This is a genomic window from Bradyrhizobium sp. USDA 4011 (assembly GCF_054063415.1).
In genome coordinates, this window is the sequence record NZ_JBSSGG010000001.1 from 3,772,314 (window position 1) to 3,797,160 (window position 24,847).

Annotated in this window: 22 protein-coding genes; 11 read left to right on the forward strand and 11 right to left on the reverse strand. The window is 65.1% G+C overall.

From position 1 onward, the window contains the following. Positions 1–171 precede the first annotated feature (171 nt). Together ACVW1C_RS17610 and ACVW1C_RS17615 are read left to right on the forward strand one after the other, a co-directional pair. Entirely contained in the window at positions 172–2,439 is a 2,268-nt protein-coding gene (locus tag ACVW1C_RS17610; protein ID WP_456759506.1) for a DUF2235 domain-containing protein, read from the forward strand. A gap of 213 nt (positions 2,440–2,652) precedes the next feature. Continuing rightward, positions 2,653–4,335, forward strand: a complete 1,683-nt coding sequence (locus ACVW1C_RS17615; RefSeq protein ID WP_456759507.1) for a phospholipase D-like domain-containing protein — start codon at positions 2,653–2,655, stop codon at positions 4,333–4,335. A gap of 57 nt (positions 4,336–4,392) precedes the next feature. Here ACVW1C_RS17615 and ACVW1C_RS17620 read toward each other — a convergent pair whose 3' ends face one another. The 6 genes from ACVW1C_RS17620 to cobS form a co-directional block, all read right to left on the reverse strand. Then, the gene (locus ACVW1C_RS17620; protein ID WP_456759508.1) at positions 4,393–5,493 is read right to left on the reverse strand and encodes an LLM class flavin-dependent oxidoreductase; all 1,101 of its coding nucleotides are present in this window, start codon (positions 5,491–5,493) and stop codon (positions 4,393–4,395) included. Between the two features lie 182 nt (positions 5,494–5,675). After that, positions 5,676–6,788 carry an NADH:flavin oxidoreductase/NADH oxidase gene (locus ACVW1C_RS17625; RefSeq protein ID WP_456759509.1) on the reverse strand — a complete coding sequence of 371 codons (1,113 nt, stop codon included), beginning with the start codon at positions 6,786–6,788 and terminating at the stop codon, positions 5,676–5,678. Positions 6,789–6,922: 134 nt separating this feature from the next. Then, entirely contained in the window at positions 6,923–8,029 is a 1,107-nt protein-coding gene (locus tag ACVW1C_RS17630; RefSeq protein ID WP_456759510.1) for an esterase-like activity of phytase family protein, read from the reverse strand. Between the two features lie 3 nt (positions 8,030–8,032). Beyond that, positions 8,033–9,931 carry a cobaltochelatase subunit CobT gene (cobT, locus tag ACVW1C_RS17635; RefSeq protein WP_456759511.1) on the reverse strand — a complete coding sequence of 633 codons (1,899 nt, stop codon included), beginning with the start codon at positions 9,929–9,931 and terminating at the stop codon, positions 8,033–8,035. Next, complete coding sequence (locus ACVW1C_RS17640) at positions 9,928–10,338, reverse strand: GNAT family N-acetyltransferase (RefSeq protein ID WP_456759512.1); 411 nt, start codon at positions 10,336–10,338, stop codon at positions 9,928–9,930. The genes cobT and ACVW1C_RS17640 overlap by 4 nt, the downstream gene beginning before the upstream one ends. A 3-nt stretch (positions 10,339–10,341) precedes the next feature. Next, complete coding sequence (cobS, locus tag ACVW1C_RS17645; protein WP_456759513.1) at positions 10,342–11,340, reverse strand: cobaltochelatase subunit CobS; 999 nt, start codon at positions 11,338–11,340, stop codon at positions 10,342–10,344. A 292-nt stretch (positions 11,341–11,632) separates the two neighbouring features. Between cobS and ACVW1C_RS17650 the strand changes: the two genes are divergently transcribed. After that, positions 11,633–12,295 (forward strand): DedA family protein, encoded by a 663-nt coding sequence (locus ACVW1C_RS17650; RefSeq protein WP_456759514.1) that lies wholly within the window; start codon positions 11,633–11,635, stop codon positions 12,293–12,295. Between the two features lie 60 nt (positions 12,296–12,355). Here ACVW1C_RS17650 and ACVW1C_RS17655 read toward each other — a convergent pair whose 3' ends face one another. Continuing rightward, entirely contained in the window at positions 12,356–13,579 is a 1,224-nt protein-coding gene (locus ACVW1C_RS17655; RefSeq protein WP_456759515.1) for a citrate/2-methylcitrate synthase, read from the reverse strand. Positions 13,580–13,655: 76 nt separating this feature from the next. On the opposite strand from ACVW1C_RS17655, the gene ACVW1C_RS17660 reads away from it, so the two are divergent. Beyond that, positions 13,656–14,750 (forward strand): citrate synthase/methylcitrate synthase, encoded by a 1,095-nt coding sequence (locus tag ACVW1C_RS17660; RefSeq protein ID WP_456759516.1) that lies wholly within the window; start codon positions 13,656–13,658, stop codon positions 14,748–14,750. A 170-nt stretch (positions 14,751–14,920) separates the two neighbouring features. On the opposite strand, the gene ACVW1C_RS17665 is transcribed toward ACVW1C_RS17660, so the two are convergent. Next, positions 14,921–15,556 carry a J domain-containing protein gene (locus ACVW1C_RS17665; RefSeq protein WP_021082239.1) on the reverse strand — a complete coding sequence of 212 codons (636 nt, stop codon included), beginning with the start codon at positions 15,554–15,556 and terminating at the stop codon, positions 14,921–14,923. A 109-nt stretch (positions 15,557–15,665) separates the two neighbouring features. Between ACVW1C_RS17665 and ACVW1C_RS17670 the strand changes: the two genes are divergently transcribed. Further along, positions 15,666–15,941: a BolA family protein gene (locus ACVW1C_RS17670; protein WP_456759517.1), complete on the forward strand. Its 276-nt coding sequence runs from the start codon at positions 15,666–15,668 to the stop codon at positions 15,939–15,941. Positions 15,942–16,032: 91 nt separating this feature from the next. After that, positions 16,033–16,518 (forward strand): hypothetical protein, encoded by a 486-nt coding sequence (locus ACVW1C_RS17675; protein ID WP_456759518.1) that lies wholly within the window; start codon positions 16,033–16,035, stop codon positions 16,516–16,518. Between the two features lie 180 nt (positions 16,519–16,698). On the opposite strand, the gene ACVW1C_RS17680 is transcribed toward ACVW1C_RS17675, so the two are convergent. From ACVW1C_RS17680 to ACVW1C_RS17690, 3 genes are all read right to left on the reverse strand, one after another. Beyond that, positions 16,699–18,009: an HlyC/CorC family transporter gene (locus ACVW1C_RS17680; RefSeq protein WP_456759519.1), complete on the reverse strand. Its 1,311-nt coding sequence runs from the start codon at positions 18,007–18,009 to the stop codon at positions 16,699–16,701. A 117-nt stretch (positions 18,010–18,126) separates the two neighbouring features. Then, positions 18,127–19,269: a 3-dehydroquinate synthase gene (gene aroB / locus ACVW1C_RS17685; protein ID WP_456759520.1), complete on the reverse strand. Its 1,143-nt coding sequence runs from the start codon at positions 19,267–19,269 to the stop codon at positions 18,127–18,129. Beyond that, positions 19,266–19,898, reverse strand: a complete 633-nt coding sequence (locus ACVW1C_RS17690) for a shikimate kinase (protein ID WP_456759521.1) — start codon at positions 19,896–19,898, stop codon at positions 19,266–19,268. The genes aroB and ACVW1C_RS17690 overlap by 4 nt, the downstream gene beginning before the upstream one ends. Positions 19,899–20,043: 145 nt before the next feature. On the opposite strand from ACVW1C_RS17690, the gene ACVW1C_RS17695 reads away from it, so the two are divergent. The 5 genes from ACVW1C_RS17695 to ACVW1C_RS17715 all read left to right on the forward strand — a co-directional run bounded on the left by ACVW1C_RS17695 (position 20,044) and on the right by ACVW1C_RS17715 (position 24,754). Beyond that, a complete protein-coding gene (locus ACVW1C_RS17695; protein ID WP_016843561.1) occupies positions 20,044–20,190 on the forward strand; it encodes a hypothetical protein in 147 nt (48 codons plus the stop codon). A 16-nt stretch (positions 20,191–20,206) separates the two neighbouring features. After that, positions 20,207–21,187, forward strand: a complete 981-nt coding sequence (gene xerD, locus ACVW1C_RS17700) for a site-specific tyrosine recombinase XerD (protein ID WP_456759522.1) — start codon at positions 20,207–20,209, stop codon at positions 21,185–21,187. 202 nt (positions 21,188–21,389) lie between these two features. Continuing rightward, the gene (locus tag ACVW1C_RS17705) at positions 21,390–22,352 is read left to right on the forward strand and encodes an acetyl-CoA carboxylase carboxyltransferase subunit alpha (RefSeq protein WP_173640136.1); all 963 of its coding nucleotides are present in this window, start codon (positions 21,390–21,392) and stop codon (positions 22,350–22,352) included. 229 nt (positions 22,353–22,581) lie between these two features. Then, positions 22,582–24,036 (forward strand): L,D-transpeptidase family protein, encoded by a 1,455-nt coding sequence (locus ACVW1C_RS17710; protein ID WP_456759523.1) that lies wholly within the window; start codon positions 22,582–22,584, stop codon positions 24,034–24,036. Between the two features lie 331 nt (positions 24,037–24,367). After that, a complete protein-coding gene (locus ACVW1C_RS17715) occupies positions 24,368–24,754 on the forward strand; it encodes a nuclear transport factor 2 family protein (RefSeq protein WP_456759524.1) in 387 nt (128 codons plus the stop codon). The last annotated feature ends 93 nt before the right edge of the window (positions 24,755–24,847 follow it).

Genomic DNA, 24,847 nt, shown 5'->3' on the forward strand with positions numbered 1-24,847 from the left:
TACGCCGCGAAAGCCGTCTCGCCTCAAATGGCCGCGACCTCAGGGCGCTTTTGTGCGCCAGTTCACACCTATCGCGGCGCCGAATGATTAAAGATCGATCCAAGGTAGCAATCGACCCGGCTGCTGCTACGCTGCGCCATCCGCTTCATCCGCTTCAGCGAGCGTCTTTGGATGCCGAGCCCCAAGATCATTATCCTGTCCGACGGCACCGGCAACGCCGCTTCCAGCGTCTGGCGCACCAATGTCTGGCGAATATTCCAGTCACTGGATCTGCAGGGCAACGCGCAGGCCGCCAAGTATGATGACGGCGTCGGCACGTCGTCCTTCGTCCCGCTTGCGCTGCTCGGCGGCGCCTTCGGCTACGGCCTCAAGCGCAATATCCTGGATGCCTACAAATTCATCTGCCGCAACTACGACCACCAGAACGATTCGCAGATCTATCTGTTCGGATTCAGCCGTGGCGCATTCACCGTGCGCACACTCGCCGCGCTCATCCTCGATCAGGGCCTTATCGTCGCGGACACAGAAGCCGAACTGCACGACGGCGCGGTGAAGGCCTATCGCGCCTACCGGGCCGCGGGCTATCACTCGATCTGGCGCATCGAGGTGCTGTTCCGCGCGCTGCGCGACTACGTCCTCGTGCCGGTGCTGGACCGGCTTCTGCGCAACAAGCCCTATGCGGAGATCGCACGGAAGCCGGTGCCAGCGATCGAGTTCATCGGCATCTGGGACACCGTCGCGGCCTATGGCCTGCCGATCGACGAGATGACACGCGGCATCTCCAACTGGGTGTGGCCGCTCGAGCTGCCGAACCGGATTCTCAGCCCGAAGGTCAAGTGCGCACGGCATGCGCTGGCGCTCGACGACGAGCGCACGACCTTCCATCCGGTGCTCTGGACGGAGCAAGAGCCGGGACAGCCCGCACCGGCCGTGCCGGCAACGATCGATGGCGAGCGCCTCGTCCAGGTGTGGTTCGTCGGCATGCATGCCAATGTCGGCGGCGGCTATCCGGACGACGCCGTCGCGTTCGTGCCGCTGGCGTGGCTGGTCGACGAAGCGGTCAAGCGCGGGCTCGTGTTCAAGAGCGCGCCGATTGCCGATCCCGATGCGATCAAGGCGATCAGGTCCTCCGAGGACAAGGATGGCCGCCTCTATGATTCGCGGGCCGGCCTCGGCGCCTATTACCGGTACGGTCCCCGCAAGGTCGCCGATCTCTGCAACGATCCCTACGCCGGCGTCAGCGTGCCGATGCCGAAGATCCACGAAAGCGTGTTCGAGCGGATCGACAGCGGCGCCAACGCCTATGCCCCGATCGGACTTCCGCCGAACTATGTGGTCGTCTCCCGCAGCGGCCAGGTGACACCGCTGGGACCGAATACGTTTGAAACGCCCAGTGGCGCGCCGGCGCGTCATGCCGCGCAGGAGAAGCTGTGGAATTTCGTCTGGATGCGGCGGATCGCCTACTTCGCCACGCTGGCGGCGTCGCTTCATTTGGCGACGTTCTGGTTGTTCCACAACCAGCACAAGGAGCACGAATTCAGCTCCTGGTTCAGGATGATCTCGGAGTTGGTGCGCTTCATCGAGTCATTCCTGCCCGCTTCGTTTCATTGGTGGACCGATTGGTATGCCGGCAACCCGGAATGGTTCGCTGGCGGCATCATCGCCGTTTTCGTGCTGATGGCCGTGGGCAGTTCGCTCAGCGCAACGATCAGCGACAGGATGCGGATCATCTGGCGTGACCGCGCGAACCCGGCGCCGCTCTCCGGGATCGTGCACAATGCGATCTATCGCTTCCGGACCAGCACGATCTATCAGTGGATTCTCAATGTCGGGAAGCGGCATGTCGTGCCGTTCCTGCTCACCGCCTTGCTGGTCTGGTTCGGCGCGACGCTGCTCAGCCATTTCCTGTTCAATGCCGCGGATTCGATGGGCGCCTTCTGCAAGGGGACCGCGGCCGACAAGCTCGTCGCCGCCGACAAGGGCATCCCGCAGGATGCTGCCGACTTCGACACCAGCGCGATCTGTGCGCCGACCGGGCTCAAGGTCCGCACCGGGTTCAAGTACGAGATCGCGATCACGATGTCCGAGCCATGGGAGGACGCCGGACGCGCCGTCACGCCGATCGGATACCGGACCTCGACCATCGCGGGCGCAAATCGCTGGCGCGGATACGCCACGATCTTCCTGCGACGCATCCTGTTCCGGCCATGGTTCAGGCTGATCGCACGGGTCGGAGAGACCGGCGTCGACGAGTATTTCCTCGATCCGCTGCCGGCGCCGAACACCGATCCGCAAGTCTACAAAGCGAGGTTCACCGCCGATCGCAGCGGCGAGATCTTTCTCTACGTCAACCAGGCCGTCATCGGCCTGCCCTGGATCTACAAATGGTTCTACGGCGATCACACGGGCAAGGCGAAGGTCACGGTGAAGCTGCTCTAGACAGCTGCAACCGCGGCGGAACGGTCCACACGGCGTGATCCATCTGTGATCCAGCCGATAGTTTCGGTTGCATGTATTATCCATACTCCTCCTGCTAGACGAGCCGCCAGGCGCCCGGAACGGTCCGACGCGACACCTCGGATCTCCTGCGGCGCTGACGCGCCAGGTTCATATCGAGCGGATATTTCTCATCAGTGATTTGGAGGCATCACCATGATTTCCACAATTCAGGCGTTTCCAACCACCGACGGCATCTTCGTGGTTTGGGAGGTCGCGGCAATGATCCCGGACTGCCTCGGCTTTGCGCTCTATCGTCAGCAGCAGGGCAAGAGCGCGACGGTCGTCGACACCTGGGTCGGGTTCGAGGATCAGGCGCAGGGCCACAAGGCGGGAGATCATCGTCCGAGCACCGAATGGCCGGTGCAGAAGACGAACTGGACCGATTTCCTGGCCCCGGCCGATGCGCCGGTCCGCTATGGCGTCGTGCCGGTTCTCAAGGACGGCGCCACCAAGGTGAAGCCCGCGTACGGTGCGCCAGCGACATGGACCGACTACGTCTCGGCCACGCCGTCGGGCCCGCTCAAGCCATGGTTCAACCGCGGCACGATCTCGGCACAATGGCTGTCGCGCGCGATCGGCACCACGCCGAAGGCCTCCCAGACGCTGGAGAAGGCGATCTCCACCAAGGGCAACAAGATCCGCGACTTCCTCAAGGGCGAGCTTGGCGCGCGCCTGCTCGCCCTGCTGGCCGAGGCCAAGAAGGACAAGGTCGACGTCTATGCCGCGCTTTACGAGCTCAACGATCCCGAACTGATTGCCGCGCTGACCGCCATGAAGGGCAAGGCCCATGTCGTGCTCGGCAACAGCACCGGCAAGTCGGACGCTACCGCAAAGGAAACCGAGAAGAATGCCGGCGTGCTGAAGAAGGCGGGCGTCGACATCGTGCGCCGCAAGATTGCGCCGAGCCGCTACGCGCACAACAAGTTCGCGGTGTTCTGCGACGGCGCGCAAACACCGAAGATGGTCTGGACCGGCAGTACCAACTGGACCCGGACCGGTCTCTGCACCCAGAACAACAATGGGCTCGAGATCGCCGACGACAAGATCGCGACGGCCTATCACGAGCATTGGAAAGCGATCTACGCCGACGGCAGCAAGTCGCCGAAGGCGCTGGCCGTGGCCGGCGATCACGAATGGCCGTTCACGATCGGCAACTCGAACATCAGCGTCTGGTTCACGCCGACCACGAAGAGCGGCGATCTCAAGGAAGCGACCAAGATGATCGAGGACGCCGAGCATGGCGCGGTGTGCCTGATGCTCAATCCCGGCAACAAGGGCCTGCTCGGCCCGATCCTGGAGAAGGCGCAGGACAAGAATCTCTATGTGCGCGGGGTGCTCAACAATTTCCCGGCGCAGGGCAAGGACAGTCCGAAGGATCAGCTGCAACTGCTGGCCGGCAGCGGTCAGCAGCAGGTCTTCAAGGGCAAGCAGATTGCCGACGTGATCCGGCCCGCCGGCATCGACAAGACCGCCGACTGGTGGCAGCACGAGATCAAGAACACCGGAAAATTCATGATCGCCGTGCACAGCAAGGTGATCGTGCTGGATCCGGCCGGCAAGAACCCGGTGGTCATGACCGGCTCGCACAATTTCTCCGACCGTGCCAGCACCAAGAACGACGACAACCTCGTCATTATCAGAGGCGATTCACAGCTGGCGCTGACCTACGCCGCGCGCATCGTCAGCATCTACGGCCAGTACCGCTGGCAGGCCTGGCGCAACACGCCGGAAGGCCAGAAGGACAAGGGTCTGAAGCGCAGCGACAGCTGGCTGAGCAGCCGCATCGGCAAGGGCTGGGCGCAAATCGAAACCCGGTTCTGGCTCGGCACCGCCTGAGCGATCCATCATGACATACGGGGCAGCGTTGTCGCTGCCCCGCGCTCCTCCGCAAGCCTATGCCGCGCGGCCGACCGAGGTGTCGAGATGCTTCAGCTTCGGCAAGACCTCCTGCTTCAGCAGCCGCAGCGAATTGTGCCAGGCTTCGGGCTTGTGCTTGTAGTCGAAACCGAACACCAGCAGCACGCCGAAACCGCCGACCTCCTGATAGATCTTCTCGATCTTCTCGGTGACCGTCGCGGGCGAGCCGACGATCCAGTTGTTGCGGGCGCAATACTCGACCGTGACGTCGCTATCGGGCACGTCGGGCGACGCCTTCAGATAATCCTTGAACCCAAAGTGGCCGAGCAGCGGCAGGAAATACTCGCCCATCATCCGGCCCATCATGTCGCCGGTCGACAGCCTCCACGCCTCCTCATCGGTATCAGCCACGAACACCTCGCGCACCATCCGCCAGTCCTTGCGGCTCGGCTTGCGGCCGGTCCTGGCGGCGCCGGCCTCGACCGAGTCCCAGTGACTGCCGACATAGGCGGGGTTGAGGTTGAGGCTCATCGGGATGAAGCCGCGCTCGCCGGCGAGCTTGAGCGTATCCGAGTTCTTCGACAGGCCCGCGACGCCGATCGGCGGATGCGGTGCTTGCTGTGGCTTGATGTGGGGTTTGAGGAAGTCGAACATCGTGTCCGGCTTGGTCACCGTCCAGAACTTGCCCTTGTGGGTCCATGGAGCCGGCTCGGTCCACATCTTCAGGATGATCTCGAGCGCCTCGCGGGTCATGTCGCGGTTCTGGCCCGACATGCCGTCGACATTGAACATCGCCCAGTCGCTCGGCAGGCCCGAGGCCGCGACGCCGAAATTCAATCGTCCGTTCGAGAGGTGATCGAGCATCGCGACGCGGTTGGCGAGTTCGGCCGGGTGATGATACGGCAGCAGGAAGCCGCCGGGTCCGATGCGGATGTTCTTGGTCTGCAGCAGCGCCTGCGCGACCAGCAGGTCGGGCGACGGATGCGGCTCCCAGGGCGCGGTGTGATGCTCGCCGATCCAGGCTTCCTGATAGCCGAGCTCGTCCAGCCAGCGCAGCACCTGCAGGTCCCAGTCGTGGCCCTCCTTCAATCCGCACTCCGGCGGATGCGACGGCATCGCGAAGTATCCGAGTTCCATGGGTTTCCTCTCTTTGTTCGATGCGTGTCTTCCGCACGCGCTCCGGAGAGTACCCGCGTTGGTTACGGCAGGACAATGGCCTGATGAATCACACTGTCATTCCGGGGCGATGCGTAGCATCGAACCCTGAATCTCGAGGTTCCGGGTCTGGTCCTTCGGACCATCACGGAATGACAGTGAATTTACCGCGTCCCGAAGGTGGTCTTGCCGAACAGCGCCTTTTGCGTCGAGGGCTGCGAGCGCCAGTATTGCGGCGGCGCGCTCACCTCACCGCCGAGCTCGGCGGCGGCGTGCCAGCCCCAGCGCGGATCGTAGAGCATGCCGCGGGCGAGCGCCACCATGTCGGCCTTGCCTGAGGTAACGATCTCCTCGGCCTGCTTCGCTTCGGTGATCAGGCCGACCGCCATCGTGGTGACGCCGGTCGCCTCCTTGACCGCCTGTGCCGCCGGCACCTGGTAGCCCGGACCGAGCGGAATCTTCTGCAGCGGCGACACGCCGCCGGAGGAGACGTCCATCCAGTCGACGCCGCGCTTCTTCAACTCCTTGGCAAATTCGATGGTCTGCGCGAGGTCCCAGGCCCCCTCGACCCAGTCGGTCGCCGACACCCGCATGCCGATCGGCTTGTGATCCGGGAATACGGCGCGCACCGCGTCGAACACTTCCAGCGGGAAGCGCATGCGGTTTTCGAGCGAGCCGCCATAGCGGTCGGTCCGCTTGTTGGCGATCGGCGACAGGAACTGGTGCAGCAGATAGCCGTGCGCGCCGTGCAGCTCGAGCGCGTCGATGCCGAGCCGGTCGGCCCGCCGGGCGGCCGCGACAAAGGCCTCGCGAATGCGCTTCAGGCCGGCGTCATCGAGCGCCAGCGGCGGCGCCTCGCTTTCCTTATGCGGGACAGCCGACGGCCCAACCGTCTGCCAGCCGCCTTCGGCAATCGGGATCAATTGCCCGCCCTCCCACGGACGCTGGCTCGAAGCCTTGCGGCCGGCATGGGCGAGTTGCATCGCGACCGCCGCCTTCGAATGCTTGCGCACCGAGGCCAGGATCGGCTTCAGCGCCGCCTCGTTGGCATCGCTGTAGAGGCCGAGGCAGCCCGGCGTGATCCGCCCGATATCCTCGACATGGGTGGCCTCGATGCAGAACATCGCGGCGCCCGACAGCGCCAGCATGTTGATGTGGGTGAAGTGCCAATCGGTAGCGGAGCCGTCGATGGCCGAATACTGACACATCGGCGAGACCATGATCCGGTTGGAGAGCTTGAGGCTGCGCAGTTCGATCGGGGAAAACAGGGGGCTCATGCGAGAGGTATCCGGGATCGGGGAAACGGCCACCACAAGATAGAGGCGGCCGCCGCAATCACCAACTGTCGCTGTCGCCGAACGGGCCGGGGCAGATCAGCAATGCGATAGCGCCGTCCCTTGGGGGCCGCCCTTTACTCAACCAGCGTGAATTGCAGCAGCAAATTGCGCTGGATCAGGGAGAAATTGTCGTCGGAAATCATGGTCAGCACAGTCTCGCCCTCCGCGGTGACGTGGGCGTCGATGCCTTCCATGTTGTCGATCTCGTTGCCGAGATCGGCATTGAAGATCGCCGGACCGTCGACGACGGCACCGGGCGCAATGTCCGACAAAGCGAGGCGGCGGATGCGAATGCCGGCGCCGCCAAGCCAAGAGAACTTCCGCTCCAGGATCAACAGATCGCCCGACGGCAGCAGGACCGCGTCGCTGATGTCGAAATTCTCGGTGCGGCGGACGCTGAACTGGCCCGGCGTCCTGCCGCCGACCAGGAAGGCGATCAGGTTGCCGCCGGCATCGAGCCCGCGTTCGGAAAGCGCGATCAGCGTACCGGCCAGCGGCTGGCTCGGCGGTGCGGCGTTGGGCATGACCTTGGGCACGAAGACGAGCGCCTCGAGCCCCTTGTTGATGGGCAGCTTGCGCGCCGCCGCCGGCAGCGGCACCAGCTCGCCGCGCGCGCGGGTGAAGCCCTTGGCGAAATCGTAGCGCAGCACCTGGTTGACCCGCTCGAGCCCGACATAGGCAATGGAGCCGTCGAGCGCGAGCGATTCCGAATCGTACCAACCGCGGGTGGCGGTGATCGGTTTGCCGTGGGCGTCGAGCAGCGGCGCCGCCTCGACATCGTCGAGCCCGGCCATCTCCCGGCCGCGATAGACGATGCGGCCGGTGAACCAGGTGCCCTGGTCGCTGACCGCAATGAAGCGCTCGCCCTTGGCATCGAGCCGCAGCGCGGACAGGCCGCCAAAGCCGGAGAATGACGAGGTCAGGATCAGGCCGCTGCGATATTCCAGCGCGCCGAACCGTACCCGCGCACGATCGCGGATATCGAACGACGGCAGCGGCCGTGCGTTGACCTCGACGGCTGCGGGTTCGTCGACGCGGTGGCGGCCCGGCCTGCCGGGCGGTCCCGGCGTCAACGCCGGCTGGCTCGCGCCCTGCGCCCGCGCGAGACGCGGCAATGCTGCGGCCGACAGCCCCGCCGCCATCCCTTGCAGGACGTGGCGGCGGCTAACGGGTGAGCGCATGTCTCACGAGTGAAGGCGGCGCCGCGTGCCCGGTGCGGGCGCCGAGCCGTGGGTCTCGCTGAACAGCTCGGCGAGCTTTTCGGTGATCGCGCCGCCAAGCTCTTCGGCATCCACGATGGTGACGGCGCGGCGATAATAGCGCGTCACGTCATGACCGATGCCGATCGCGATCAGCTCGACCGGCGAGCGGGTCTCGATCTCCTCGATGATGTGGCGCAGGTGCCGCTCGAGATAGTTGCCCGGATTGACCGACAGCGTGGAGTCGTCGACCGGCGCGCCGTCGGAGATCATCATCAGGATGCGGCGCTGCTCGGGACGCGCAAGCAGACGCTTGTGCGCCCAGTCGAGCGCCTCGCCGTCGATGTTCTCCTTCAGCAGGCCCTCGCGCATCATCAGGCCGAGATTTTTCCGCGCACGGCGCCACGGCGCATCCGCCGACTTGTAGATGATGTGGCGCAGATCGTTGAGGCGGCCGGGATTAGCCGGCTTGCCGGCCGCGAGCCACGCCTCGCGCGACTGCCCGCCCTTCCAGGCGCGGGTGGTGAAGCCCAGGATCTCGACCTTGACGCCGCAACGCTCCAGCGTACGCGCCAGGATGTCGGCGCAGGTGGCGGCAACCGTGATCGGACGACCGCGCATCGAGCCGGAGTTATCCAGCAGCAGCGTCACCACGGTGTCGCGGAAGGTCGCCTCCTTCTCATGCATGAAGGACAGCGGATGATAGGGATCGGTGACGACGCGCGACAGCCGCGCGGGATCGAGGATGCCTTCCTCGAGGTCGAAATCCCAGGCGCGGTTCTGCTGTGCCATCAGGCGGCGCTGCAGGCGGTTGGCGAGCCGCGCTACGATGCCCTGCAGATGCGCGAGCTGCTTGTCGAGATAGGAGCGCAGCCGCTCGAGCTCGTCGTGATCGCAGAGATCTTCCGCGGCGATCACCTCGTCGAACTTCGGCGCAAACGCATGATATTCCGGGCCGCGCGGCTCGTTCTGACCGCGCGAATTCGGCCGTGTCGCCTCGCCCGGCGTCTCGTCGTCGCCCAGTTCGCCGTCGTCGAACGTGTCTGAGGTGGAGGCCTGCGCGCTTTCCATTGCGCTTTCGCTCATCTCTTCCGCGCTCGTCTGGGCCTGGTCGGCGCTCATCTCCTGCGCGGCGTCGGAATCAGGCGAGCCCTCGGCACCGGACTGATCGTTCTCGCCGTCCTGGTTCTCGTCCTGGTCATCGTCGTCGTCGGAGTCCATGTTGCGGTCGTCGCCGAGATCGAGCGCCGACAGCAGATCGTGGACCATGTCACCGAACCTCGCCTGGTCCTCGGTGAAACGGCTGAGCTGGTCGAGCCGCGAGCCGATCTTGTCCTCCAGCGTCGGACGCCAGAGATCGACCATCTTCTTGGCGGCCGCGGGCGGTGCCATGCCGGTCAGGCGTTCGCGCACCAGCATCGCCAGCGCATCCGACAGCGGCGCATCGGCGCGATCGGTGATCTCGTCATACTTGCCGCGGTGGAAATGATCGTCGAGCATCGCGGTGAGGTTCTTCGCGACGCCCGCCATCCGCCGCGAGCCGATCGCCTCGACGCGCGCCTGCTCGACCGCCTCGAACACGCCGCGCGCCTGCGGATTGCCCGGCATCAGCTTGCGATGCACCTTGGGATCGTGACAGGCGATCTTGAGCGCGATCGAGTCGGCGTGGCCGCGCACGATCGCCGCATCGCGCTTGGTCATCTTGCGCGCCGGCTCCGGCAGCCGCGCCTTGCCGGGCGCAAGCCCCGGCCGCTCGGCAGCGAAGCTGACCTCGAGCTCCGGCTTCCTGGCGATCGCCTTCAGGCAGGCCGACACCGAGCGCTTGAACGGCTCGGTCGGCGCTTCCTTCGATCCGGGACGGAATTTGATATTGGAGGTTGTCATAGCGATTTCGTAAACCAGTGGCGCGTGACGCCGCCGGGATACCCCTCAATCGAACCGAACTCTTTATATCCATTGGCGCGGTAGAAGCCCGGCGCCTGGAAGCTCATCGTATCCAGATAGGATCGCGTCGCTCCGAAACGTCGCGCCTCGTCTTCGATCGCCTTGATCAGCTTCGCGCCAAAACCCTTGTTGCGAAACTTCTGCTCCATCCAGAACAGCTGGATGAACAACACCGCGGTCCAGACCTCGCCGACGATGCCGCCGACGATCTCGTCGCCTTGCCGCAGCGAGATGGCGAAGCGCTTGTATTTCTGCTTCCCCATCTTCTCGTTGTTGTAGCGGAGCAATCCGCCGAGCACCGTCTTCTTCGTCTGTGTGACTGTGCGCTCGACGGAGATTTTCGGCATGGGCTAGCTGAGCGCCACGTTGACCGAGGATTCCGGCAACTCGACGTTGAAGCAGCGCTGGTAGAACTCGGCGACCAGCGGCCGCTCCAGCTCGTCACACTTGTTGAGGAAGGTGACGCGGAACGCGAAGCCGATGTCGTTGAAGATGTCGGCGTTCTCGGCCCAGGTGATCACCGTGCGCGGGCTCATCACCGTCGACAGGTCGCCATTGGCGAACGCGTTGCGGGTGAGATCCGCCAGCCGCACCATCTTGTTGACAATGTCGCGACCTTCCTGGGTGCGATAGTGCTTCGCCTTCGCCAGCACGATCTCAACTTCCTCGTCATGGGCGAGGTAGTTCAGCGTGGTGACGATCGACCAGCGGTCCATCTGGCCCTGGTTGATCTGCTGGGTGCCGTGATAGAGGCCCGAGGTGTCGCCGAGGCCGACCGTGTTGGCGGTCGCGAACAGGCGGAACGCCGGGTGAGGCTTGATCACCTTGTTCTGGTCGAGCAGCGTCAGGCGGCCGGACACCTCCAGCACGCGCTGGATCACGAACATCACATCCGGACGGCCGGCGTCGTACTCGTCGAACACCAGCGCGATGTTGTGCTGCAGCGCCCAGGGCAGGATGCCGTCGCGGAATTCGGTGACCTGCTTGCCGTCCTTGACCACGATGGCATCCTTGCCGACGAGATCGATACGGCTGATGTGGCTGTCGAGGTTTACGCGTACGCAGGGCCAGTTGAGGCGGGCCGCAACCTGCTCGATGTGAGTCGATTTGCCGGTGCCGTGATAGCCGGTGACCATCACGCGGCGGTTCTTGGCAAAGCCGGCGAGGATCGCCAGCGTGGTGGCGCGGTCGAAGCGATAGTCGCTGTCGACTTCCGGCACATGCGGATCGACTTCGGAATAGGCCGGAACTTCCAGATCGCTATCGATCCCGAAGACCTGCCGAACCGACACCTTCATGTCGGGCAACCCGACGGGTTCTTGCGCTTTGGTCTGGACGGCCGTCGTCATTCATCCTCCGAGGTCCCGGGCATTCCCGAAACCAGATTTAGGTCATTTGGCTGCGGATGGGGTGCTACCCACAAGCCTAGCAGAGAGCATCGGCCGGCAGAAGCCCACGGGCAAATCAAAGTTCCGTTGTTGTATCATAAAGATAGGCGTGAAACTCGGTTTTTGGAAGGCTGCTCTGCAAATCCCGCCGTACTTTCGCCGCAGCCCCACGGCGGCCTGCCCGGCGAGGCACTTTTCAGCCCGGTGGGGAGTTGTTAGCTCTCGGACCTGTTTCACCGCACCCAGGGATTCTGTGACCTCATTCCTTGACCCATTGATCGCTTTCGTTTCGGCCCATGCCTGGCTCGCCTATCTGACGCTGTTTCTGGCCGCCCTGCTGGAAGCAGTCCCGGTGGTCGGCTCGCTGGTGCCGGGGTCGACCATCATCCTGGCACTGAGCGCGCTGGTCCCGGGCGGCGAATTGAAGCTCGTGCCGGTGCTCGCCGCCGCGGCCGCCGGCGCGATGCTCGGCGACGGCACCGCCTACCTGATCGGTTACCGCAGCCAGCGCGAGATCCTGTCGGCCTGGCCGCTCTCCAATTATCCGCGGGTGGTCGCGCAGAGCGAGGCCTTCTTCAACCGCTGGGGCGTGCTCGCGGTGTTCTTCGCCCGCTTCGTGCCGCCGATCCGCGCCTTTGTGCCGATCACCGCCGGTGCGCTCGACATGCCGCCGGCGCGCTTCTACGCGATCAACATCCCCGCGATCCTGCTCTGGGCACCGGCGCATGTGTTGCCCGGCGTGCTCGCCGTCACCGCGCTGCACGACTATGCCGGCCTGCCGCATCATCAACATGTCGGCAAGCACCTGTGGATGTTCGCGGTCGCGGGTTGCGCCGTCATCCTGTCGCTGGCGATCTGGACTATCCGCCGCCGGCATGGAGGTGGCCTGATCGAACCGGCCAAGCCGGCAAAATAGCCTGATCTTTTTGCGCATGATCTCTTCGGAAAACCGGTCCCCACTTTTCCGGATCATGCGCTAGATACTATTGGTCGTGCCGGCCCGCCCGGGTGCCGGGCCGACATAGCGCGCGCGGGGCCTGATCAGTTTGCCAAGCTGAAGCTGCTCGCTGGCATGCGCGATCCAGCCGACGCTGCGGGCCATCGCAAACAGCGCGAGCTCGCTCCCCGCCGGCATTCGCAGCGCATGCACCAGCACCGCCAGCGCGTAATCGATGTTGACGAACTCGCCGGTTGCTTCCGCGATCCGCTCGGGCACCTCCCTGGTGAATTTCCGCGGTGCGCCGGCCCGCGTCAGGGCCTCGAGCAGCGAAATCGCGCGCGGATCGCCCTTCTTGTAGACGCCGTGCCCGAAGCCGGCGAAGCGTTCGCCGAGCGCGACCCGCTCGCGGACCACCGGCGCAACGTCATTGTCGATCATGGTCTTGACCAGGCGCGAGGCGAGCACGCCGGCGCCGCCATGCATCGGCCCCTTCAACGCGACGAGACCCGCGATCACGGAGTCGTACAGATTGAGGCCGGTCGATGCCGCGCAGCGCGCCGTGAAGGTGGAGGCATTCAGTTCGTGATCGGCGAGCAGCACCAGCGCGCGGCGAATCAGGTCGGGCGCGTGCTTGTTGTCCGGCGTCCAGACCCGCGCCACCTGCTCATGCAGCGGCTCGGCCGATGGCACGGCGTTCAGCATGGTCGCGACCAGCAGCCGCAGGATGCGCCCGCCGACCATCGCGCGTCCATCCGGCGCGCGGGTGAAGGCGCCGGGATCGGCACTCGCCGCCAGCGCCAGCACCGCGACCGTGCGATCGATCGGCTGGGCGCGGCGCGCGGCCTCGGCGATCGCGCGCATTTCATCCGAGACATGCGGGCAATTGTCCGGCGCGAACGGATCGACGCCGGTGACGTCCCACAGCAGCGTCGCGGTGTGCTCCAGCGTGTCGCGCTCGGCGAGATCGACGCAGTTCACGCCGCGATAGATCGGGCCCTGCTCGGTGATGGTCGCGATCGCTGAATCCATCACCGGAAGATCGGCATCGAAATTGCGAAAGCCGCGCGGCTCCGGCGACGGCACGCGGCGCTCCTTCAGCCCCCTGATGTCCTCGGCGCGATAGCGGTGGCTGCGCGAATCCGGCGACGGCTCGGAGCGGATCAGGCCGCGGCTGACATAGGCGTAGAGGGTCGCCGGCGAGATCGCGAGCTCGGCGGCGGCCTCCCGGGCGGAGAGGTAGAGCTCGGCGGATTTTTTCATATTGATTAATATAATCAAGATTGATCAACTCGTCGAGAGACTCGATCTTCAAGGTGTGAAGCAAGGAGATCGGGCCATGAACATGATTCTCACCAAGAGCCAGATCGGTCTGGACGGCGTCCCCGCCGCCGAGACCGTGTTGAGCCGTGTCGACGGCGAGCGCGGCGAATTGATCATCGCCGGCGAGCACGTCGCCAACCTCGCGGGCAAGTCGAGCTTCGAGGGCGTCACGGCGCGGCTGTGGAACGGCGCCACCGGCAAGTCGGTGAGCGAAGCCAACGTCCGCGCCGGCCTCGGCGCCGCCCGCGAACGCGCCTTTGCGCGGCTGCCGGACCTGATGCCGGCGACGCGCGGCATGTCGATCGTCGACGGCTTCCGGGCCGCGATCGCCGGATTGCGCGGCGAGAGCGGGCTGGAGCACGAGGCGACCATTGTCGGCGCATTCCCTGTGATCGCGGGCGCCCTGGTCCAGCACGCCAAAGGACATGCCCCGATCGCGCCGGACCCGAATGCCAGCCACGCGGCCGACACGCTGCGGATGCTGCGGGGGCGCAAGGCCGAGCCGCGCGAGGTTGCGGCGCTCGACGCCTATTTCGTCACCGTCTGCGACCACGGCATGAATGCATCGACCTTCACCACGCGGGTGATCGCCTCGACCCAGGCCGATCTGTTCGCGGCCGTCACCGGCGGCTACTGCGCGCTGACCGGCCCGCTGCATGGCGGCGCGCCGGAGCCGGTGCTGGAGATGCTGGACGCAATCGGCACCCGTGAGCGCATCCAGCCCTGGGTCGACGGCGCGCTGGCGCATGGCGAACGGCTGATGGGCTTCGGTCATCGGGTCTATCGCGTGCGTGATCCGCGCGCCGACGTGCTGAAGGTTGCGATCGAACACCTGGAGGCCGACGGCGCCGACCTGCCGTTTGCCGGCGAGGTCGAGGCCTATATCCGCGCAGCGCTGCGCAAGAAGAATCCGGAGCGGCCGCTCGAGACCAATGTCGAGTTCTTCACCGCGATCCTGCTCGATGGGCTGGAGATCCCGCGGCAGGCGTTCACGCCGATCTTTGCCGTGGCCCGTGCCGCTGGCTGGACCGCGCACGCGCTGGAACAGCGGCGCACCGGCCGGTTGATCCGGCCGAGCTCGTCCTATGTCGGAGCAGTGCCGAAGGGCTGAACAGCAGGAAGCGTCCGACGGCGGAGCCACAAACTCCGCCGTCGTCCCTGCGAAAGCAGGGACCCATACGCCGCGGCCCAACAATGGGACAATGGGGTGGACACCTGACGAGAACAATAACCGTCGGTGGTTATGGCCCCTGCTTCCGCAGGGGCGACGGAGGCAAGAGCTTACGCCTCGCGCACCACGGTCTTCAGATAATTATACGCCTTGATGATCTCGATCAGGCGATCCTCGGTGGAGCGGTCGCCGCCATTGGCGTCGGGGTGGTGCTGCTTCACCAGCGCCTTGTATTTCGACTTGACGTCTTCGAGCGTCGCGCCGGCGCCGAGCCCCATCACCAGCAGCGCCTTGCGCTCGGCGTTCATGACCTTGCGCGTCTCGGGCTTCGGCTCCGCGCCACCAGGTCCGGGACGCCAGCGGCCGCGGCCGTTGAGCTCGGAGAACACGTGGAACGGATCGGAGGCGGCGTCGAGCCCGCTCTCCTTCTTGCCGTTGTTGGCGCCCATCTTCCAGGTCGGACGGTGGCCAGTCAGCGCGTCCTTCTGGTAGCGCGCGACGTCGTCGGGATTCATGCCCTGGAAGAAATTGTAGGACTGGTTGTACTCGCGGACGTGATCGAGACAGAAGTGCCAATACTCGCGCGAATTCTCACGGCCCTTCGGGGCGCGGTGCGCGCCCTTGTTCTGGCAACCCGCCCACTCGCAGGTCACGGCCTGCTCGCCGGCCTGCGCCTGGCGCTTCGCACTCACCTTGGTCGGCTTGATGCGAATGGAGTCGAAGAATTTTGATGAATCGATCGGCATGTTCTCTTTGACTACGCAATGCACAAATCTTCAAGTCTTGACATTGTGCAGACCTCGTTTCCCGCTTGCACCATTGACGAAAAGCCGTCGCGGACCTAACTCCGCCGCCATGAGCACCAAAGACGCTATCATAAACAAGTTGCATGAAGCTTTCTTGCCCGAAAGCCTCGACGTGGTCGATGAGTCACATCTGCATGAGGGCCACGCCGGCCACAGGCCAGGCGGCGAGACGCATTTCAGGGTATATATTGTGTCTCCGGCCTTCGAAGGGAAGAGCCGGCTCGAACGCCATCGCATGATAAATGCGACGCTGGCGCAGGAACTCGCCGGCTCGGTTCACGCGCTGGCGATCCACGCCCACGGCCCCGGGGAAAAGCCGCGCTAGCTCGCGCTTGGCTCAAGACGAGGCAGTGGTTTTCCGTTATGAGATTGGGACCTCCGGCGATGGACCTGCGCCATATGTTGGCAGGAAAATGATGGATCGTATCGCCACGCTTGTTATGGGGCCATTGATGATCCCTTGCCGGCCACGTTTCCGGTCGATTGTCGCCGCAGCCGGCCTGCTCCTGATCTGCGCGTTGCGCCCGGCCTTGGCGCTGGATATGCCGAGCCCGTTCGTCCAGGAGGTGCTGATCAAGAGCATCCTGGTCTCGCTCAACGACGCGGTGGCCGCAAACAATTTCGCCGTGTTCCACGCCAAGATCTCAAAGCCGTTCCGCGACCAATTTTCGCCGGACAAGCTGAAGACGATCTTCAAGGATCTGGTCGACAAGCACGCGGTGTTCGACGCCGTGGTCGCCAAGCCGATCGTCCTCGATGAGGACGCCAAGATCGACGACAAGGGCGTGTTGCGGCTGAAGGGCCATTTCGACACCACGCCCAAGCAGGTGAAGTATCAGCTCGGCTTCATCCCCTCCGACGGCGCGTGGAAGCTGTCGGGCATCTCGATCGATATCGAGTAGCGTTCGGAATCATCGCCAGACCCGTCATCCTGAGGCGCGAGCGCTTGCGAGCCTCGAAGGATGCGCGGCCACCAGCCGGGCCGTCGACCCTTCGAGACGCCGCTTCGCGGCTCCTCCAGCGACAACGGCAAAGCCGTTGCGCGGGGGTGACGGGGATAGGCTTCGTTCGCCGGACCAGGACTAGAACGCCGTCCCTGCCCGCCTCGGCTTCTTCTCGTCGGGCTCGGCCGCCTCGCGCGGGACGGCGACGATGCGCAACGCGGTGATGCGGTTGCGCTCGCGGCGGAGCACGCGGAAGCGGAAGCCATGGAAGGTGAAGCTCTGGCCGCGATCGGGAATCGACCGCGCCTCATGGATCACGAGGCCGGCAACCGTGGTCGCCTCCTCGTCCGGCAGGCGCCAGTCCATCGCGCGGTTGAGATCGCGGATCGGCACCGAGCCGTCGACCACCACCGAGCCGTCCGGCTGGGCGCGCACGCCGGCGACCACGACATCGTGCTCGTCGGAGATGTCGCCGACGATCTCCTCCAGGATGTCCTCCAGCGTCACCATGCCTTCGACCTCGCCATACTCGTCGACCACCAGGGCGAAGTGGGTCTTGCGGCGGCGGAACGCCTTCAGCTGTTCGGAGACCGGGCGCATCTCCGGCACGAACCAGGGCGGCAGCGCGATCGCCGAGGCATCGATCGCCGACATGTCGCCTTCATTGGCGCGCATCGCCCGCAGCAGATCCTTGGCGTGGAGCACGCCGACGATGTTCTCCGGCTTCTCGCGCCACAGCGGGATGCGGGTGTATTCGCTCGCCAGCACCTCGCGCACCAATTCCTCGGGCGGCAGGTCGGCATTGACCATGGTCATCTCGGTGCGGTGGACCATCACGTCGGAGACCTGCAGTTCGCTGAGGTCGAGCAAGCCGCCGAGCATGTCGCGGTCCTGCTTCTCGACCTTGCCTTCGTGATGCAGCAGATCGACCGCGCCGCGCAGGCGTTCGGTCGGCGACAGGATGGCCTGATGCGCGCCGATCTTGATGCCAAGCAGCCGCATCAGGGCGCGGACGATCCATTCAATGATGGTGAGAAGCGGCCCGAGCACGAGCACCGTCAACCGCATCGGCCGAGCCACCAGCAGCGACACCCGGTCCGGCGCATTGATGGCGACGGTCTTGGGCAGCACTTCCGCGAAGATCACCACCAGCACCGTCATGACACCGGTGGCATAAAGCACGCCGACATCGCCGAACCAGGCGGTGAAGATGCCGGTGGCGAGCGCGGAGGCGCCGATATTGGCGATATTGTTGCCGAGCAGCAGCGCGCCGATCATCCGCTCGCGCATCGCCATCAGGCTCGAGACCACCGTGGCCTCGCTGTTGCCCTGCTTCGACAGCCGCAACATGCTGGCGCGCGAAGCGCCGGTCAGCGCCGTCTCACTCGCCGAGAAGAAGGCGGAGACGAGCAGACAGAGCAGCACGATCGAGAAGGTCAACCATCCCACTGGCTTGATCCGTGGTTAGAGCATGATCCGGAAAAGTGTGTAGCGGTTTTCCGAAAAGATCATGCTCAAATCAAAGAGATAGAGCGGGATGACGATCCGAAGAAGTGTCATCGCGCTCTAAGCCTTCAGCTTGGCTTGCAGGAAGTCGCGCACCGGCTGTGGCTCGATATTGTTTGCAATCACGGCGCGGCCGACCGCCTCCAGCAGGATGAAGGTGAGCTTGCCGCGCTTGACCTTCTTGTCCTGCGCCATCAGCGCCAACAGAGCGTCGGCATCGGCAAGCCCTTCCTGCGCGAAGCCTGCGATATCCTGCAGGCGCGTCGGCAATCCTACCGCAGAAAGATGACGCGCGATGCGGGCAGCGTCGTCCGTCGAAATCATGCCGAGCTGCGCGGAGAATTCCGCCGCGAGCACCATGCCGACCGCGACACCCTCGCCATGGAACAGGCGGTCGGAGAAGCCGGTCGCGGCTTCCAGCGCATGGCCGAAAGTGTGGCCGAGATTGAGCAGCGCGCGCTCGCCGGTCTCGCGCTCGTCGCGGGAGACGATGGCGGCCTTGGCGCGGCAGGAGGTCGCAATCGCGTGCTCACGCCCCGCGCCGCCCGAGAAGATGTCGGCATGGTTCTTTTCGAGCCAGGCGAAGAAGGCGTCGTCACCGAGGATGCCGTATTTCGCGACCTCGGCGTAGCCGGCGCGGAACTGGCGCGGCGACAGCGTGTCGAGCACCGAGGTGTCGGCGATCACCAGCACCGGCTGGTGGAATGCGCCGATCAGGTTCTTGCCCTGCGGCGAGTTGATGCCGGTCTTGCCGCCGACGGAGGAATCGACCTGCGCCAGCAGCGAGGTCGGCACCTGCACGAAATCGACGCCGCGGCGCAGGATCGCGGCCGCGAAGCCGGCGAGATCACCGACCACGCCGCCGCCGAGCGCGATCACCAGATCGTTGCGCTCGATCTTCGCCGCGATCAGCGCCTCGCTGACCTGCGTCAGGGTGGCGTAGCTCTTCGAGCCCTCGCCCTCCTCGACGACGATCCGCGACGTCGGCACGCCCGCGGCCGCCAACGACGCCTCGGCTGGCTCCAGCCAGTGTTTTGCGACGGTGCGGTCGGTGACAACAGCGGTCCGCACGCCGGGCCGCAGCGCCGCGACACGCTCGCCCAGCGAGGCCAGCACGTCGCGGCCGATGACGATGTCATAGGCGCGGTCGCCGAGCGCGACATCGACGGTAACGGAGGCGGAGTGTTTCAAGGGCGCAGTCATGAGGTCGCGTTCAATCCATCAGGTGGTGGCTCGCCGGCCGGACGCACGCCGCACAGATGCGCGTGCAGGGCCTCGAGGCATTCGTCGACAATGCGATCGTGCGGCACGTCGCGCGAGGCGATCGTCAGATCGGCGTTCTGGTAAACCGGCTCGCGCTCGCTGAGTAGCCGGTTGACGGTCGCCTCGGGGTCTGGGGTCTGCAGCAGCGGACGATCGGCGCGGCGGCGGACCCGACGCATGATGATATCACTGTCGGCCTTGAGCCAGATTGAAACTGCGCGATCGCGGATCCGGTTGCGGGTCTCCTCGCGCATGAAGGCGCCGCCGCCGGTCGCCAGCACGATCGGGCCGCTGTCGAGGATGCGGGCGATCACCCGCGCCTCTCCATCGCGAAAATACGGTTCGCCGTGGGTCTCGAAAATCTCCGGGATCGTCATGCCGGCCGCCGCCTCGATCTCGGTGTCGGCATCGGTGAACGCCAGCTTGAGCCGCGCCGCCATCCGCCGGCCGATGGTCGACTTGCCGGCCCCCATCATGCCGACCAGCACGATCGACCGCTTCCCCAGCGCGGCCGTGATATCGGCCTCCAGGGTCGGGTGGGTGGGCGCCGGGACGGCTGCGTCGGACATCAAAAAGCTCGGATATTGGGACGATTTGTTCAGAATTCGAGCCACCTATACTACCCCCGGCGATACCGTTACCAGCGACTCTTGCAACCGCGCGGGGAACATGTTGGATGATTTCATTGGTTAATTCGCCGCCCGAGTCGCCTCCATGCCCAGCCTGTTCCGCTTCCTGACGGTCGTCGCCGTGATTTTCGGGATCGGCTACGGCATCGTCTTCGCGCTGGCGAATTTCGTGCACCCGAAACCGCGGGAAATGACCGTGACCATCCCGCCGGATAAGTTCCTCAAGAAATAGCCGCTATGATTCTGGCATGCCCGTAGCAGCCAAGATCCCCGCCAAGTCTCCCACCAGGTCCTCCGACGCCAAGCTGACCGCGTTGTTCCTCGACATGCTCGCCGCGGAACAGGGCGCAGGTGTCAACACGCTCGACGCCTACCGGCGCGACCTCACCGACTTCTCCGATTATCTCGCCCATGCCGGCGCCGATTTCACCAGCGCCGACACCGACGCGCTGCGCGGCTACCTTGCCGACCTCGATACCAGAGGCTTCAAGTCGACCAGCGTGGCGCGGCGGCTGTCGGCAATGCGGCATCTTTATCGCTTCCTGCTCAACGAGCGGATCCGCGGCGACGATCCGGCCGCGATCCTGTCGGGGCCGAAGCGCGGTCGCGGCCTGCCCAAGGTGCTGTCGATTGCCGATGTCGACCGGATGCTGACCCGCGCCAAGGAGCTGACCCAGACCGACGTCTCGCCGGCGCAGCGGCTGCGCGCGCTGCGGCTGTATTGCCTGCTCGAGGTCCTCTACGCCACCGGCCTGCGCGTCTCCGAGCTGGTGTCGCTGCCGGTCTCCGCGGCGCGGCGCGATGCGCGGATGATCGTGGTGCGCGGCAAGGGCAACAAGGAGCGGCTGGTGCCGCTCAACGACGCCTCGCGCCAGGCGATGGCGGATTATCTCGCGGCGCTGGAGGTGATGCAGCCGAAGGCGAAGAAGGCGGCGCCGTCGAAATGGCTGTTTCCGTCCTCCGGCGAGAGCGGCCACCTGACCCGGCAGCATTTCGCCCGCGACCTGAAGGAGCTCGCGGCCGCATCCGGCCTGGCGCCGCGGCTGGTGTCTCCGCACGTGCTGCGCCACGCCTTCGCCAGCCACCTGCTGCACAATGGTGCGGACCTGCGCATCGTCCAGACCCTGCTCGGCCATACCGACATCTCCACCACCCAGATCTACACCCATGTGGTCGAGGAGCGGCTGAAGAGCCTGGTCCGCGACCTGCATCCGCTGGCCGAGAAGTAAGTCCGCCGCCCGCCAGACATCGGTACCTTCACCTGATCCGCCTTGACTTCCGCGTCGTCTCCGCAGAAAGAGCGTCACCTGCCTGCGATCCCGAAGCGTGCATTCCGCCCGAATGCGCGTTAACCGATTGAAGTTACAAAACTTCTCTTGCCACCGCCAAAACCGCTTCGCCCCTCGCACTGTTCCTCCCTATATTGAGTTGATGCCCGACCCGATGCGCAGCTATCTCGACTTCGAAAAACCCGTCGCCGAGCTTGAATCCAAGATCGACGAGTTGCGTGCGCTTGCCGCGAGCGGCAGCGACATCGGCGACGAGGTCGCGCGGATCGAGGACAAGGCGGCGCAGGCCCTCACCGACCTCTATGCCAATCTGACGCCGTGGCAGAAGACGCTGGTGGCGCGGCATCCGCAGCGGCCGCACTTCACCGATTTCATCGGCGGCCTGATCACCGAATTCACCCCGATGGCCGGCGACCGCAAATTCGCCGACGACGAGGCCCTGATCGGCGGCTTCGGCCGCTTCCGCGGCGAGAGCATCTGCGTGGTCGGCCAGGAGAAGGGCGCCACTACCGATACCCGCATCAAGCACAATTTCGGCATGGCGCGTCCCGAAGGCTACCGCAAGGCGGTGCGCCTGATGGAGATGGCCGACCGCTTCGGCATCCCGGTGCTGTCGATCGTCGATTCCGCCGGCGCCTATCCCGGCATCGGCGCCGAGGAGCGCGGCCAGGCCGAGGCGATCGCGCGCTCGATCGACGCCTGCCTGTCGCTCGGCGTACCCAATGTCGCGATCGTCACCGGAGAAGGCATGTCGGGCGGCGCCATCGCCATCACCACCGCCAACCGCGTGCTGATGATGGAGCATGCGATCTACAGCGTGATCTCGCCGGAGGCGGCGTCCTCGATCCTGTGGCGCGACGGCACCAAGGCGCAGGAAGCCGCCAACAGCATGAAGATCACGGCCCAGGACATGCTGCGCTTCGGCGTTATCGACCAGATCCTGAAAGAACCCTCCGGCGGCGCTCATCGCGACCCCGCCGCGATGATCACGACCACGGGCGACGCCATCGCCCAGGCGTTCAACGACCTACGAAATCTTGATCCGGACGCGATTCGCAAACAGCGGCGCCAGAAATTCCTGGATATCGGCCGCAAGCTGGGCTGAGGCGCCCAAACCGCCGCATTTTTCAACCAAATCAGCCGATTTTGCCGTAATTGGGCCCCGAGCCGGGTCTTTAACGTTCCTTGAACCATGCCTACTACCGTGAAGGCTGTCAGCCTCGGTTCAGGTTGCGAGCAGGGGTGGTCGAAGGCTAATATTTTATACAATGGCTTCAGGGCATATTCGCCGTGTTGGGGTCGCGAAAATCGCCCGGTGGGTGTGGAGCTCGGACTTGACTCATCGCACGCTCGTACGCGCGCTTCTGACTTCGGCGGTCCTCGCCGCGGGTGTCATGCTGGCCGGCTGTGACAGCGACCAGATCTCGCTCGCCCAGAACGCCAAGGCCAACCAGCCGGTCCCGCCCAAGCTCGTCGCTGCCATGACCGAGAAGGACATGGACATGCAGTCGCCGATCCTGGTGCGGCTGTTCAAGCAGGAGGCCGAGCTCGAGGTCTGGAAGCAGACCCGCTCCGGCAAGTTCGCGCTGCTCAAGACCTATCCGATCTGCCGCTGGTCGGGCGATCTCGGCCCGAAAATCCGTGAGGGCGACCGCCAGGCGCCCGAAGGGTTCTACTCGATCAATCCGAGCCAGATGAACCCGCAATCGGCCTATTATTTGTCGTTCAACACCGGCTATCCCAACGCGTTCGACAAGGCGCTCGGCCGCACCGGCTCGCAGCTGATGGTGCATGGCGACTGTTCCTCGCGCGGCTGCTACGCGATGACCGACGAACAGATCGCGGAAATCTATTCGCTCGGCCGCGAGTCGTTCTTCGGCGGCCAGAAGGCGTTCCAGCTGCAGGCCTATCCGTTCCGGATGACGCCGGTGAACATGGCCAGGCACCGCAACAATCCGAACATGCCTTTCTGGAAGATGATCAAGGAAGGCTACGATCATTTCGAAGTGACGAAGCAGGAGCCGAAGGTCGACTTCTGCGAGAAGAAGTACGTGTTCGACGCGGTCAAGGCCCCGAACGCGACGCGCGATCCGGTGTTCGAGGCCTCCGCGAAGTGCCCGGCCTATGTGATCCCCGAGGAGATCGCGAGCGCCGTGCGCGAGAAGGAGCAGCAGGACGCCGCCGAGACCGCCAAGCTGGTGTCCAAGGGCACGCCCGTGGCACGCCTCAACACCGGTATCGACGGCGGCATGAACGCGATCTTCGCCTCGAAGATTCCGGAAGGAAACACCGGTCTCTCCGAAGGCGGCGACAGCCAGTCGCTGCAATCGATGGCGCTGGCGCGCGCGCCCGGCACGATCCCCGGCACGGTCAATCCGCCGCGGCCCAATCTCGCGGTCCAGCAGGAAGAACCTGTGGTAGCGACGACGTCGTCGACCGCCCGCGTCGCCTCGGCCAACACGTCCGACAAGTCCGAAGGTTTCTTCTCGAGCTTTGCCCAGAAGGTCGGCATCGGCGGCACCGCCGACGCCAGCAAGACCACCGCACCGCCGCCGGCTCCGGTCGCGGCCGCACCAGCCAAGCCGAAGGTCGCCGAGGCCAGGCCGCAATCGGTGGTTCGCGTCGCCCCGAAGGCCGAGCCGAAGCAGGCCGCCAAGACCGCGCCGAAGCCGCAGGCAACCAACACCGCCGCGGCGTCGGCCCCCGCGGCATCGTCGACCCAACTCGCCGGCTCCGCGCCGGTCGTGCAGACCAACTCGTTCGACACCCGCTTCTCCGCGGTGAAGTAAGCGCGGCCGGCTTGCGCCGCGGCGCTCGTCGTCTCCGATTGGCACGTCGAACGGCACAAGGTGCGTCGCTGCGAAAGCAGCGACCCATAACCACAGGGCCGTGTTGTTGAAGCGGGCTGCGGCCACAGCTTTTCAAGACAATTCGCATTCGTGCTTATGGTCCGGCTCAAGGCCGGGACGACACCGAATGTGTCGCTCGACCAGTGGGTCGCAGTTCCGCATTCTCGCGACATGCCCTCCCAATCATAGCCGCCTTCGCCACCACATTCCTCTTGCCAACCACGCGTAGATGATCGCCAGATCATGCACGGGGCACAGCCGGGAGGTTGCGATGGATGATCAGGCCATACGCGCGGCGCTGCAGCGCCATTGGGAGGCGTCGGACGCGAGCGATTTCGAGCGCGAGCACGAGATCTATCGCGAGGATGCGGTGCTTGATTATCCGCAATCCGGCGAGCGGATCCGTGGCCGGCGCAACATTCAGCAGAGCCGGACGGTTCAGCCGAACAAGAAGCGCTTCACGATCCAGCGCATGATCGGCGGCGGCGATCTCTGGATCACGGAATACATCCTCACCTATGACGACAGGCCGTCCTACGTGGTGAGCATCATGGAATTTCGCGACGGGCTGATCGTCCACGAGACGCAGTATTTCGCCGACCGGTTTGACCCTTCGCCGTCACGCGCCCATCTTGTCGAGCTCGTCGGCCGAGCCTAGTTCCGCGCAAGCGCGACGATCAGGTTGAGCGGGTCGTCGCCTGCATCGCGCCGCATCCTCGTCCCGTCATCGGGCGAGCGCCTCTCGGCGCGC